Raw genomic sequence first — 13,654 nt, forward strand, 5'->3', positions numbered from 1 at the left:
CTTAGTTTTTAGTGACTTCAGTTGCTTTATTGACTGGCGAGTCTGTATTACTGCCTTCTTCCTTGTACAATTCACCCTGTTGAGGTTTTGGATTGGGCGGATTGCTGCCATGGATGGATTTGATATAACTGGCTACCTGGGCCATTTGCATGGGCGACAGATCGTCTTTCCAGCTGCGCATCCCTTTCTCGGGCCAGCCATATTTAATGGTTTTGAAAACATCTTTAATATTGCCGCCGTGCAGCCAGTAATCATCTGTTAAATTCGGTCCTACCACACCCTCGCCGGCTTTACCATGACAGGCCGCGCAGTTCTGGGTAAATACTTTTTGTCCGCCCTCGATGTCTGCAGCTGCCGTCAACACCTTTATGGTATTCTCATCCACGTTATTGGCCGATTTCTTCAGGTACAGTGCTTTTTGCGCTTCGGCCTCGTTCATGGCTATCTGAAATTCTTCCGTACTTGATGGCGCAGAATGGGAAATATGGAAACGATAGAAGTAAATGACGGCAAACAGAATGGAAACATAAAACCCATACAGCCACCAGGGTGGTAAGCGGTTATCCAGCTCACGAATGCCGTCATAATCGTGACCTGTATCGATCTGTGCTTCCTGTTCAAGCGGTTGAAATTTGTTCATTTTATGCCATACACTGATGCTGCGATTCAATTTAAATTCGGTAGCACTGGCAGTTCCCTCTTTCAATTTTGTTTTACCAATGAAAACACGCAACTGGTACAACAACACAAATACCACCAGCAATTCTATGGCAATAACCCCCACCATAAAATAAAATGTAGTTGGCGACAAGCCACCATAAGAAGGGGCAGTTTGCACGGCAGCTGCGGCGGGTGCTGCATCCTGGGCAAAGGAAGGCGCTGCCATCAGCAACAAAACAATAATGGAGAGTGCCTTCAGGGTATTGCCGGCGTCTGTTTGTTGCTCAGCTTCTTTTTGTTTATTATAATAATAACTGGCGGCTCCTATTACCACATTGGCCAGTAATCCAATAGCCAGTAACAGAACAGCCATTATAATTATCATTGTTACTACAAACGGATCATAAATGGAAGATTCTACAGTGGGATGACCGCCTCCATCCGCCATCACGAATGGCGCTGTCAATAAAAAGGCGGCCAGTGCAGCAACTGCTTTACGCATACAATACTATGTTTTAAGGTGGTTAGTCTAAAGGAATACGGCTGATGTCATAGATCAATTTCTTATCGCTCTTAAGTACCCATATCAACATTACCAGAAAGAAAAGACCGAAGATGATAAACGAGATCAGTGGGTATATGCTTACACCGGTTATCTTTTCCAAATAGTGGATGAACTTCATATAATTAGTTTTTAGCAGTTTGTTCTTTAGGCATTGCCTTTATGTCTTTTCCCAGGCGTTGCAGGTAAGCGATCACGGCTACGATCTCTGCATCTTTAGGCGTTTCAATTTTATCCATCTTTAAACTAAGCCGGATGCTGTTGGCCTGGATCATCAGGTCATGGTTTGCCTGTTTATCGTACCCTGCGGGGTATGGTACACCCAGGGTTTGCATGGCCCTTATTTTAGCGGGGGTGGAACCGGTATCAATTTTATTATCGAGCAACCAGCTATATGAAGGCATAATAGAACCGGGTGACATGATGCGGGGATCCATCATGTGGTTGTAGTGCCAGCTGTCGGGGTATTTACCGCCTTCACGCGCCAGGTCGGGACCGGTTCTTTTTGATCCCCACTGGAAGGGGTGATCGTATACAAATTCACCGGCTTTGGAATATTCGCCATAACGGGCTACTTCATCGCGGAACGGACGGATCATTTGCGAGTGACAGGTATAACAACCTTCCCGCACATATATATCGCGGCCCTGCAGTTCCAGCGGTGTATAAGGTTTTACACTGGCAATGGATGGTACGTTGCTTTTTACCAGGAAGGTGGGGATCATTTCAATAGCGCCGCCAATGGCTACCACAATCAAACTGAATACCAACAGGGTCATTGGTTTTCTTTCTATCCAGCGGTGCCAGTGTTCGCGGCCATGGGATTCTTCTTTATGTAAAGGCGCTGCTTCACAAACTTCATCGGAAATAAAGTATCCTTTGGCAGCGGTTTTAGCCAGGTTATATACCATCAGCAGGGCGCCCACGAGGTACAAACCGCCCCCAATGCTGCGGGAAACATACATGGGAATAATGTGGGTCACTGTTTCCAGGAACTGGAATTTCAGTTGTCCTTCTTCGGTAAAGGTCTTCCACATTTGTGCCTGGGCAAAACCGGCCCAGTATAACGGCACAGCATACAGTACAATACCGATGGTGCCCAGCCAGAAGTGATTGGTAGCTAATTTTTTTGAGTACAGCGGTGTGCCCCACATGCGCGGTACCAGCCAGTACAACATCCCGAAAGCCATAAAACCGTTCCAACCCAAACCGCCAATATGCACGTGGGCGATGGTCCAGTCGGTAAAGTGAGAAATGGCATTTACATTTTTCAGCGATAACATGGGGCCTTCAAAAGTGGCCATGCCATAACAGGTAACGGCTACTACAAAGAATTTCAATACCGGTTCTTCCCGCACTTTATCCCAGGCTCCGCGTAAGGTAAACAATCCATTGAGCATACCGCCCCAGCTGGGCGCCAGCAGCATAATGGAAAAAACGGTACCGAGCGACTGTGCCCAATCGGGTAATGCAGTATATAATAAGTGGTGTGGACCGGCCCAGATGTAAATAAAGATCAATGCCCAGAAGTGAATGATAGAAAGCCGGTACGAATACACGGGTCTGTTAGCAGCTTTCGGCAGAAAATAATACATCAAACCAAGAATGGGTGTAGTAAGAAAAAAAGCTACCGCATTGTGCCCATACCACCATTGCACCAGCGCATCCTGAACACCGGCATACCAGCTGTAGCTTTTAAAAAAGGAAACAGGTATTTCAACAGAATTGACAATATGCAACAAGGCTACCGTTACCCAGGTGGCTATATAAAACCAGATGGCCACATACAGGTGCCTTTCTCTTCTTTTTATAATGGTGCCGAACATATTGATGCCGAAGATTACCCAAACCAGGGTAATGGCAACATCGATGGGCCATTCCAGTTCAGCATATTCTTTACCGGTGGTATAACCCAGCAACAGGGTAATGGCTGCGGCTACAATAATACCCTGCCAGCCCCAGAAGTGAAGCTTACTTAATTTATCGCTGAACATGCGCGCTTTACAAAGGCGTTGCAGCGAATAATACACCCCCGTAAAAATACAGTTGCCTACAAATGCAAAAATGATGGCATTGGTGTGAACCGGGCGTACGCGGCCAAAGGTGGTGGGTGCGTAGCCTAATGCAGCACCGGGTGCGTACAACTGAATAGCGGCATACAAACCGGCCAGCATGCCTACAATGCCCCAGACGGCCGTGGCTACGGCAAACCATTTAACGATCTTGTTGTCGTAATAAAACTTTTCAACTTGCATAGGGATATTCTGTTTACTGTTGGTTATTGTTGGTTTGGGTGGTAACCTGGTTATCGAATAAAATGCGTTGTGGAGGAGAAAAATCGTCATCCAGCTGGCCAGAGCGTACACTCCAGATAAAAGCAGCCAGGAAAATGGCAGATACGGATATACTTGCAACAAGAAGGATCACGATGGCGCTCATAACTGTAATAATTAACTTACTGCAAACATATTTTAGGGTATCCACCTGGTTAATGAGCAGCCTCAAAACAAAAGCTGATTTTAATCAGGCCTCCCCCCGGCCCCCTCCGGTGGAGGGGGAGTTGGCTACCTCGCTATTAATCTCTTACATTCTGTGTGTGTTTGCTCGCGATTGTCGCGAGGTTGTATTACTCCTCCCCCTTCCGGGGGAGGCCGGGAGGGGGCTCTTTATCAATAACCGGGCAGCCAGATGGCCGCTGCCAAATGTGACCAGTAAGATGCTAAGGGAACTGGCCGGCATCAGGATGGCGGCGATCAGGGGCGACAGATCACCCTGTACGGCGAAAGAAAGTCCGACTATATTATAGGCGATGGATAAAATAAAACTCGCAATGACAATGCGTTTGTTCACTTTGCAAAGCCTGATAAAAGTTGGAAGTTTTGATAATTGTCCGGCCTCGATAATGGCATCGCTGGCGGGGGTAAAGTTGTTGCAATCCTCTGCCACGGCAATGCCTACATTACTTTGCTGCAGGGCGCCAGCATCGTTCAATCCATCCCCTACCATCATTACCTTTTTACCATGTTTTTGCAGGGATTGGATATATCGTAATTTATCTTCGGGTTTCTGTTGGAAGAGGATAACGCTGTCGTGGCCCAGCAACTGCTCCAGGTTGGTTTTTCCGGCGGCATTGTCGCCCGATAAAACCGACAGACTGTATTGCGGTTTCAGGTTTTTTACTAACGCAGGCACCGATTCCCTGAACTGGTTACTGAATTGGAAACATCCCTGCACTTCGTGGTCGTAGCTGATGTACACCGCGGTTCCTTCCAGGTGTTTTTCCTTACCGGTTACATAGTGATAGGATCCCAGTTTAATGTAATGATCTCCTACAATGCCTTCCACGCCTCTACCGGTTATTTCATGGAAATCGTTGACCGGCATTTTTCCTTTCCTGCCAATATATTTTACCAGTGCCTTGCTCAGCGGGTGGTTGCTGCCCGCCGCCAGTGTGGCGATCTGTAACAATTGTCGTTTGCTTAAAGTTTTTCCAAAGTATTCAATCTGCTGTTCATGGGCCGAGGCCAGCGTACCGGTTTTATCGAACACTATATGATCGATGCGGGCCATGTCTTCAATAACCTGGGCATTGCGGAGGTAAAATTTATTGCGGCCCAAAATGCGCAGGATAACGCCATTGGTAAAGGTATTTGACAATAACAAGGCGCAGGGGCAGGCCACTATCAAAACGGCGGTAATGGCGTTCCATACCTTACTGCTGTCTACCAGCGACCAGTACACCGCCGCGCTGGTGGCAATACCTAATAAGATATAAGTGAACCAGCGGCTGAGCAGGTGCACGAAAGAAATATTTTTCTCCTCGTTTCTTTTAAAGTCATTGTCTGACCAAAGTTTGGCCAGGTAACTTTGCGCCACTTCTTTTACCACCAGTATCTCCATTACGCTGCCGGTTTGTTTACCGCCGGCATATACGATCTCGCCCATTTCTTTGGTCACAGGCAATGATTCGCCGGTAACAAAACTGTAATCGATAAAACCCTTGCCGCGGGTCAGGATCCCATCGGCAGGGATCAGTTCTTCATTATGAATAACCAGGGTGTCGCCTACTTTTATTTCGGGCAGTGCAGTGGGTATTTCTTTATCCTCCTTCAATACCGAAACTGCTACGGGGAAATAAGAAGTGAAGTCGCGTTCGAACGACAATTGCTGGTAGGTTTTATCCTGGAATACGCGGCCCACCAGCATGAAAAATACAATGCCCGACATAGAGTCGAAATAACCGCCGCCTGTGCCACTGGCCACCTCATACACACTTCTGCAAAAGGTAATGAGGATAGCCAGCGAAATGGGCGCATCGATATTGAGGTGTTTGTGTTTTAAAGCTTTCCAGCCGGAACTGAAAAAAGGAACGGCGCAGTAAAAAACAACCGGTAAGGCCAGGATAAAATTCAGCGTGCGAAAAATTCCCTGCAATGCTTTTTCCGATCCTTCCAGGCCCAGGTATTCGGGGAAACTGATCAGCATGATATTCGCAAAACAAAACCCCGCAATTCCCATCCGGTATAGCAGCTGCCTGTTTACCGGGGATTTTTTCAACCCCAGGTTATTCAGGCTGATATATGGCTCATACCCGATGCTGGTAAGCAGTTCTGCCACTTCGCGTAAGGAAATGGTATGGTGATCAAAAACGATGGCTACTTCTTTCCGGGTAAAATTCACAATGGCGCTGATGACCCCTGTATGCAGTTTGTGCAAATTCTCCAGCAGGTACAAACAGGAGCTGCAGTGAATTTGCGGCAGGTAAAAGGTGATGTGGGTTTGTTTTTCATCCGTAAAGGAAATAAGCTGCCGTTGGATATGATCTACTTCCAGGAAGGCGAATTTATCTTTTCGCACGGCCATCCGCTGGCTGGTGCCGGGCTGGCCGTTTAAGTCGTAATATTCGCACAGACCGCTTTGGTTCAGGAGCTGGTAAACCATCTTACACCCTTCACAGCAAAAATATTTCCCATCTGTGGCGATCTTTCTTTCCTGGCAGTTTTCACCACAGTGGTAACACGCTGTTTGCTTTCCCGTAGCGGCTGTAGGCATAATTAGAATTTTGGGGGCTAAATTAGAAGCCGGTTATTAGGAGGTCCATGACCAGGTTCAGGAAAAAAGATGATTTTTGTCAGGTCTGATCCACAGCGTATTTGTACTTTTATCAGGCTTATAAAATTACCAGCAAATGAAAACGATATTGGTTATCGACGATCATACACAGATCAGGGAAAATATAGTAGAAATTTTAAGCCTTGCCGGCTATAATGCCTTTGGTGCCGAACATGGCAAACAGGGCGTGGAAAAGGCCATTAAGGAAAAACCTGACCTGATCATTTGCGATATTATGATGCCCGAACTGGATGGTTACGGGGTTTTACACCTGCTGAAGAAAAATCCCGACACCGAACACATTCCCTTTATCTTCCTTACGGCAAAGGCCGAACGCAAGGACTTCAGGAAAGGGATGGAAATGGGCGCTGATGATTATATCAGCAAACCATTCGATGATATCGAACTGTTGAATGCCATTGAAGTCAGGCTTAAGAAAGTAGACATCATTAAAGCGCAATATCCCACCGGTGAAAAGGGCGCCAATGAGTTGATAAAAGAGCTGAAAGGTTCAGGCATGCTGCCACTGGACCCAGAGCAGTACGACAGTGAACGCCTGAATAAAAAAATGACCCTGTACACCGAGGGGAAACGGCCTAAATATTTGTATTACGTTAAAAGCGGGAAAATTAAAACCTTCAAGGTGCATGATGAGGGTAAAGAATACATCACCAACCTGTACAGTACCGGCGATTATATCGGTCATGTAACCTTGTTGGAAGATACCAATTACGACGATACAGCCGAAGTACTGGAAGATGCGGACGTGATTGCCATTCCCAAAGACCACTTTTTACAGGCCGTGTATAATGACATGAACATTGCTTCCAAATTCATAAAACTGATCTCGAAAGAAGTAAAAGAAAAAGAAGAAAGATTAATGCGGCTGGCGTATGGATCGCTGCGTAAACGGGTGGCCAAGGCGCTGGTAGATATTCATCAAAAATTCAATGCAGCGCAAAACATCGATATTTCCCGGGAGGATATTGCACAATATGTAGGAACCGCTACTGAGTCGCTTATTCGAACCCTGAGTGATTTTAAAGCGGAAAAATTAATTGAGATCAAAGGAGGTAAGATTAAGATCGAGCAGCCTGAAAAGCTGCGTAATTTGTTGTATTAAACATTCTATTCATTTTCATTCCGGTTGTCGGGTCTTATGCTGATCGTGATCTCGCGGCCGTGGTCATTTTGTTGCTTCAGCGTCCATCCATTGGTGATGGACGTTTCAAGCCAGATATTTCCTGACCGGCGAAATACCTGGGCTGCCATCCCAAACTGGTTTTTAAAGGTATTCTCCAGGTCAGATACAGTCATTACATCATCTATCAGCAGCTCCCCTTCTCCTTTTTTCCAGATCCAGGCATCTTTTAATTGCAGCGAATGGGCTATTTGCCGTTGCCTTGGGTAAATGTTTTTGCTGAAGTCCACATTCTTAAAGAACTCGATCTTTAAAAATGGATACACACTGGCAAATTGATTTTGCACGTCAGTGATCAGTCTTTCACCATAAATTGATAAACGCATAGTCGATAATTTTCAATTTATAAATACAATTCCCAGTTTCTATAATAAAAATACATCCTAAGGCTCCCCTAATGTATGACACCCGTTACAAACCAGGCTGATAATACTCAAACAGGTAATTAACTTAGATGGCCTTGCTGAAGGTCTGCTGCGGGCTGGCAGCTTCACGGCGAAGGAGGTGCAGGTCGAAAGCTTTACAGATATTCCTGATAAAATGCCTGCCTATTGTTGTTACCACCACATGATCGGGATACAGATCTACCAATCCGTCCTGTTGCAGATCGCGCAGCATGGGCAGGGTCCATTGTTCCAGCTCAACCGAACTGTTAGGGTAAAAGAAAGTGCGGCCCTGGCAGGCCATATCCAGGATATGGCGGCGGAATAAGGCATCTTCTTTGTTCAGGAAATACCCTTTGAGAACGGCCAGGCTGCCCGAATGAATTGACTTGTAATACCCCCCCAAGGTCTTTTCATTCTGGGCAAAGGCCGTATTCGTATCACTGATAGCTGAAACTCCGAGTCCAAGGAGCATACCGCTTTTTTGCGTGGTATAGCCCATAAAATTCCGGTGCAGCGTGTGCTGTTGCCAGGCAGTATATAGTTCATCACCCGGCAAAGCGAAATGGTCCATGCCAATATTGGCATACCCCTGCGCCGAGATCAGTTCTTTTCCCAACAGGTATAACGATAATTTTTCAGCCGCATCGGGCAGATCATTTTCATTGATCAGGCGTTGGGCATCGATCACCTTTGGCGTGTGTGCGTAGCTGTAAAAAGCAATTCGATCGGGCTGCAGACTTAACGACTGTGTTATGGTATGGGCCAGCCGGTCGCCATTTTGCCGGGGAAGGCCATAGATCAAATCGAAATTTACAGCGGTAAAGCCGGCAGCCCGGGCTATATCGGTAGCGTGCTGTACATTTTCAAAAGGCTGAATGCGATTAATGATCTGTTGCACCTCGCGGTTAAGGTCCTGCACGCCGTAGCTGATACGCCGGAAGCCAAGCTGGTATAATTCTTCCAGGTGTTGCCGGGTGGTATTATTGGGGTGTCCTTCTATACTGAAGGCATAGTCGGGGTGTATAACAGCGTCTTTAAGGATTGCAGCGATCAACCGGTGCAGATTGCCCGGTGAAAAAAAGGTGGGCGTACCACCGCCCAGGTGAATCTCCCTGATCAACGGCGGGGCATCCGATAAGGCCCCGTACAGGCGCCATTCTTTTAAAATGGCCTCCAGGTATACTTCTTCTACTTTATGATTGGTGGTGATCTTTTTGTTACAACCACAATAGGTACAAAGCGATTCGCAAAAAGGAAGGTGGAGGTATAAACTAATTCCTTCTTCCTGATTACAGACCGCAAACCGTTGCCGCACGGCTTCTTTCCACAATTCACCATCGATCCCTTCTGTCCAGAAAGGAACGGTGGGGTAACTCGTATACCGGGGCGTAGGTTGATTATATTTTTGCAATAAAGCCTGATCTATAAACACGGGGGTAGAATTTATTCAAAAGTACATTCCCCGGTTTGGCGGTCACCTGATGCGTGTCAACCGGCGGCCTGATTTCTGTCAAACCAGAAACCGCTTACCGGTCATCACCGCTTTTTTACCATTCAAATGCGATTTTACCTGGCTGCTGTTGAAATCTATATTAAAACTAACGGCCAGTAGTTACATTTATTAAGCCATATGAAACGAACTAATTAAATTTTAGTTTTATGGCAACCCCTATCTCCGTACAACATGTACTCCCCGACTCCCCTTACACCTGTTTTGTGATCCCTTCCCTGTTCTCTCAAACAGCATGTGAAGCATTATTAAACCCGGCAATCAAAAACTCCTTTCAAAAAGCAAACTCCAATTACCCTACCTATTACAGAAACAATGACCGTTTTGTAGTAGACGATGAAGCACTGGCAGAACAGCTGTTTCAAAAAGTAAAACCTTATTTGCCAACGACCATTACCGTTAATGCCGACATTCCCGCCGAAAACGGCATTTGGCAATTACAGGAATTAAATACCCGGCTCAGGTTTTGTAAATATTCGGCCAATCAGTATTTCCATCGTCACCTCGATGGCGTTCATTACCGCAGTGAAACGGTTCAGTCAAAACTCACGTTCATGATCTATCTGAACAGTGCCACGGAATTTAAAGGCGGCAGAACGCTGTTCTTCAAAACAAAAGAAACCAGTGAAGTGTGGGCGTCTTATATTCCCAGGCAGGGCGACCTGATAGTGTTTGATCACAACGTTTGGCATGAGGGCGAGGTATTGTCGGAAGGAGAAAAGTTTGTGCTGAGAAGTGACATCTTATACACCCGAATAACAGGCACCCAGCCAAAGGAACCCTTTGCCGGACATTTAGGCTACATCTGGTCGTTGTTGAAATTTGATGAGGATACTATCTTAAGCGGCGGCAGGGATACCAGTATAAAAGCCTGGAGTTTGTGGGGGGAAGAAAAGTTATCGCTAAGGGAACACCAGCACTCTATCCTTAGCCTGGAGAAAATGAATGCGGATACGTTTATCTCCGGCTCCCGGGACCAGCAGATAATTGTCTGGCAGCATTACAAAGCCCTAAAGAAGATCAGGATCCATTCTGCCATTGTATTATCGTTGTGCCGGATAACCGATAACACGTTTGCCTCAGGCAGTGGTGATAATACCATTCATATTGCTGACCTGAATGGAACTGTTTTAAAAACCATAACCGGGCATACCAACTGGGTTTGGCAGGTGATAAAACTGGATGAGAAAACCATTGCGTCAGCTTCCGAAGATCACACTATTAAGATCTGGAATTTTGAAACCGGACAGTTGCTGACTACGTTTATTGAAAATGCTCCTGTTATAAGCGTGGCCTTTCATGCCTCCACGAATCAATTGATCAGCGGCAATCTGCATGGAGAAATTTCCATCCGGTCGCTGAACGATCATTCCTGCACCACCTTCAAAGCGCACAACGGCATTATCAGGACCATTAAGCTTCTTCAAAACAATATCATTGCCACCGGGGGGGAAGATAATAAAGTAAAGCTCTGGCATTTTAACGGGCAATTACAAGCGGAACTCAATCATCAGAACTTTGTACAGTCCATTGAGCAATTAGCCGATAATAAGATTATTAGTGCTTCGTATGATGGGATGATAAAGGTGTGGGAGATAATGTGAGCTGTTCATCACGCATTTTTTCATTCAAATACATTAACTTTAATTACCTCTCTTTGGTTCTAAACGCACATGCTCAAACCACGCCTTCCCGGGCAACCTTACAGCGACCTTACAGCGACCTTACAGCGATATGCTCTCTCTGTTCCCTCACTGTTCATCCTCTGTTGCTCCTCCGTGGGCCTTCGGCTGCCCAAGGTGGCAAGGGTTGAAAGAGGGGGTATTGTATGGGAAGATAATGATGTGTGTGAGGTAGGTGAATTATGATGCTTTCGTGGTCAGACAGCCGGCATGCCTGAAGATTTTAAACAGAAGAAATAATTTTAGTAGTATAAAACATTCAAACCATCCCGATTAAATCGGGATGGTTTTTTATTTGTGCACTATTTTATAAGCTATCGGACCTTCACCCTGTTAATCCTAATGAAGAATACAAAAGATGCAGCCCAAATGCTGAACGAGATTACTACGCTGAGCGTTGTAGTAATACCATCAACCGATACGTGTGCAATAAAGGCAGAAATAAATACTATCGCTACTCCAATATAGGTCCATTCTTTAATCCTTGGGGGAACCATAGGCAGGATCAATAGCAACGATGCAACAATTTTTGCTATACCCAATTCCATCCGGAAGAAACCCGGAAACCCAAAATGTTTAAACCCTGCGGCCATAACAGGGCTTGTTAAATACAGGTAGCCAGCTAACACTAAACTAAGACTTAATAAACCCGTTACGATCCAATAAACGATCTTGTCTATTTTCATTGTATCTTTTATGGATAAGACTTCAGTGTGTCTCTTTTGTGACAACCTTTTCAGGATAGGCCATAAAGTAAACGTTCTCTATTTTATATCCTTCTGTTATATCGATTGCAACCAATACCGCAGGAATGGTTGCATTGGAGGTTTGATAAAAGGCTGCCCCGCTTAACCCGTTTACCGAGATGATTTCCATTCGGGCAAATGCGGCGAATCTATCCATGCCGCTTTCAAACAGCGTTATTACATTTCCTTTTCCAAAAACAGGATTCAACAAACCCTTACCGGTTCCGCCCCCATCAATATATACCGCTACTTCTTCCTGTAGGAGCTCGATCAGCTTTTGCGGATCTTTATTGATACAGGCATTCAAAAATTCGCGCAGGATCTTTTCGTAATTATTTCTATCAACCGTGAACTTTGACTTTTCAAGTAGCAGTTTCTTTTTCGCCCGGCTAAAAAGCTGACGGCAATTTTCATAGGAGATGTCGAAGATTGCCGCAATTCCAGGGTAGTCGATCTCAAAAGCTTCTTTTAAGATCAAAACGCCTCTTTCAATAGGACTAAGCTTTTCAAGCATATACATAAACCCGATTGAAAGTTTATCTTTCGTCTCTATGTTTTCTGCGTCTGTAGGTAACAATAGCGGTTCCGGTAACCAGGTGCCGAGGTAGGTTTCCCGTTCCTTTTTGAGCTTTTTTAAATGGCTAATACATTTATTGCTTATGGTTCTGATCAGGTAGAATTTTATATTTTCTACATGCGACCGGTCTGCATGCAACCAACTGATATAGGTTTCCTGAACCATATCTTCCGCATCGGCTGATGTGCCAAGCATGTTATATGCTATAGAAAATAGCATAGATCTGTATTCATTAATATCGTGACTTTGGGGCTCCATATCCCTTAAGACTAAATCCAGCCCATTTTGTGACAATAAATCCCTAAATTTCCGTAACATTTACACAGTTACCAATCTTACGATATGAAAATCATACTTGCCTGCCTGATTAATTTGATCGCTTTAAGCGTATTTGCCCAAACGCAACCCGTTCCATCGGGCGTTTTTCACTGGAATGAACTGCCTGTTACCAAAGGCGATCACCGCGAAAGCCGGAGGCTGACAATAGGTACTACCCCTGAATTTGATTACTTCGAAGTGCACGCCACCACCCAGGAAAAAGGCGCACCAGCCAAACCCCCACATGCACAAAAAGACCGGGAAGAATTGATAATAATTAAGGAGGGCACTATGAAATGCACGGTAGGTAACCTAACAAAAACAATAGGTGCAGGTAGTGTGATATTGATACCACCCCAGGAGATGCAGGCATTCGAGAATGTAGGCGATGGCCCCCTCACCTATTATGCCTTTGCATTTCGCTCAAAGAAACCAATGGACCTGGAAAGGAGCAAAAAGGCAGGTGGCGTATTAATATTGAATATAGATTCCCTGACATTTAAAAAGACGGAAAAAGGCGGCGGACGTAAATACTTTGACCGCCCTACAGCCATGTGCGAATACTTTGAAATGCACGTTACTCAATTGGACCATCCTGGTCCCAGCCATGCCCCACACCAGCACGTAGAAACAGAGCTCATTTTAATCACCGAGGGCAATACCTCTATGGTCATTGATGGTAAAACTTATACCGGCGGCCCCGGTGATCTATATATTATGGAAAGTGGTAAAATGCATGGCATTACCAATGTAGCAGATAAGCCATGCAGTTATTTTGCTTTTAAATGGAGATAGTAATCTTTTACCGCATACAAACGAAAAGGGAGTTGCCATTCCTTGCAACTCCCTTTTAACAGATTGTCTATCTAATCCAAACTAAACTTTACCCGCCATAAGCAA

The 13,654-nt window shown here is 45.4% G+C and carries 12 protein-coding genes; 3 read left to right on the forward strand and 9 right to left on the reverse strand.

Annotated features, from left to right (window positions below):
• Nucleotide 1 precedes the first annotated feature (1 nt).
• The 5 genes from BMX95_RS20595 to BMX95_RS20615 all read right to left on the reverse strand — a co-directional run bounded on the left by BMX95_RS20595 (nucleotide 2) and on the right by BMX95_RS20615 (nucleotide 6,274).
• Complete coding sequence (locus tag BMX95_RS20595; protein WP_081203783.1) at nucleotides 2–1,162, reverse strand: cbb3-type cytochrome c oxidase N-terminal domain-containing protein; 1,161 nt, start codon at nucleotides 1,160–1,162, stop codon at nucleotides 2–4.
• Nucleotides 1,163–1,184: 22 nt separating this feature from the next.
• On the reverse strand, nucleotides 1,185–1,343 hold the full coding sequence (locus BMX95_RS20600) for a cytochrome C oxidase Cbb3 (protein WP_081203782.1): 159 nt from the start codon (nucleotides 1,341–1,343) through the stop codon (nucleotides 1,185–1,187).
• A gap of 4 nt (nucleotides 1,344–1,347) precedes the next feature.
• On the reverse strand, nucleotides 1,348–3,477 hold the full coding sequence (ccoN, locus tag BMX95_RS20605; protein WP_081203781.1) for a cytochrome-c oxidase, cbb3-type subunit I: 2,130 nt from the start codon (nucleotides 3,475–3,477) through the stop codon (nucleotides 1,348–1,350).
• A gap of 13 nt (nucleotides 3,478–3,490) precedes the next feature.
• Nucleotides 3,491–3,661 (reverse strand): cbb3-type cytochrome oxidase assembly protein CcoS, encoded by a 171-nt coding sequence (gene ccoS, locus BMX95_RS20610; RefSeq protein WP_081203780.1) that lies wholly within the window; start codon nucleotides 3,659–3,661, stop codon nucleotides 3,491–3,493.
• 144 nt (nucleotides 3,662–3,805) lie between these two features.
• A complete protein-coding gene (locus BMX95_RS20615) occupies nucleotides 3,806–6,274 on the reverse strand; it encodes a heavy metal translocating P-type ATPase (RefSeq protein WP_242673239.1) in 2,469 nt (822 codons plus the stop codon).
• A 136-nt stretch (nucleotides 6,275–6,410) separates the two neighbouring features.
• Here BMX95_RS20615 and BMX95_RS20620 point away from each other — a divergent pair, with 136 nt between their 5' ends.
• A complete protein-coding gene (locus BMX95_RS20620) occupies nucleotides 6,411–7,457 on the forward strand; it encodes a response regulator (protein WP_081203779.1) in 1,047 nt (348 codons plus the stop codon).
• Between the two features lie 5 nt (nucleotides 7,458–7,462).
• On the opposite strand, the gene BMX95_RS20625 is transcribed toward BMX95_RS20620, so the two are convergent.
• On the reverse strand, nucleotides 7,463–7,861 hold the full coding sequence (locus BMX95_RS20625) for a hypothetical protein (RefSeq protein ID WP_081203778.1): 399 nt from the start codon (nucleotides 7,859–7,861) through the stop codon (nucleotides 7,463–7,465).
• Between the two features lie 124 nt (nucleotides 7,862–7,985).
• Complete coding sequence (gene hemN, locus BMX95_RS20630; protein WP_081203777.1) at nucleotides 7,986–9,353, reverse strand: oxygen-independent coproporphyrinogen III oxidase; 1,368 nt, start codon at nucleotides 9,351–9,353, stop codon at nucleotides 7,986–7,988.
• 227 nt (nucleotides 9,354–9,580) lie between these two features.
• Between hemN and BMX95_RS20635 the strand changes: the two genes are divergently transcribed.
• Nucleotides 9,581–11,035, forward strand: coding sequence for a 2OG-Fe(II) oxygenase (locus BMX95_RS20635; protein WP_081203776.1), 1,455 nt, complete (start codon nucleotides 9,581–9,583; stop codon nucleotides 11,033–11,035).
• Nucleotides 11,036–11,427: 392 nt separating this feature from the next.
• Here the strand turns inward: BMX95_RS20635 and BMX95_RS20640 are convergent, their stop codons facing one another.
• Together BMX95_RS20640 and BMX95_RS20645 are read right to left on the reverse strand one after the other, a co-directional pair.
• The gene (locus BMX95_RS20640) at nucleotides 11,428–11,799 is read right to left on the reverse strand and encodes a DoxX family protein (RefSeq protein ID WP_081203775.1); all 372 of its coding nucleotides are present in this window, start codon (nucleotides 11,797–11,799) and stop codon (nucleotides 11,428–11,430) included.
• 22 nt (nucleotides 11,800–11,821) lie between these two features.
• Nucleotides 11,822–12,754, reverse strand: coding sequence for a sigma-70 family RNA polymerase sigma factor (locus tag BMX95_RS20645; protein WP_081203774.1), 933 nt, complete (start codon nucleotides 12,752–12,754; stop codon nucleotides 11,822–11,824).
• Between the two features lie 24 nt (nucleotides 12,755–12,778).
• Between BMX95_RS20645 and BMX95_RS20650 the strand changes: the two genes are divergently transcribed.
• Entirely contained in the window at nucleotides 12,779–13,549 is a 771-nt protein-coding gene (locus BMX95_RS20650; protein ID WP_081203773.1) for a cupin domain-containing protein, read from the forward strand.
• Nucleotides 13,550–13,654 lie beyond the last annotated feature (105 nt).

Source organism: Niastella yeongjuensis, from assembly GCF_900110245.1.
GTDB classification, from domain to species: Bacteria; Bacteroidota; Bacteroidia; order Chitinophagales; family Chitinophagaceae; genus Niastella; species Niastella yeongjuensis.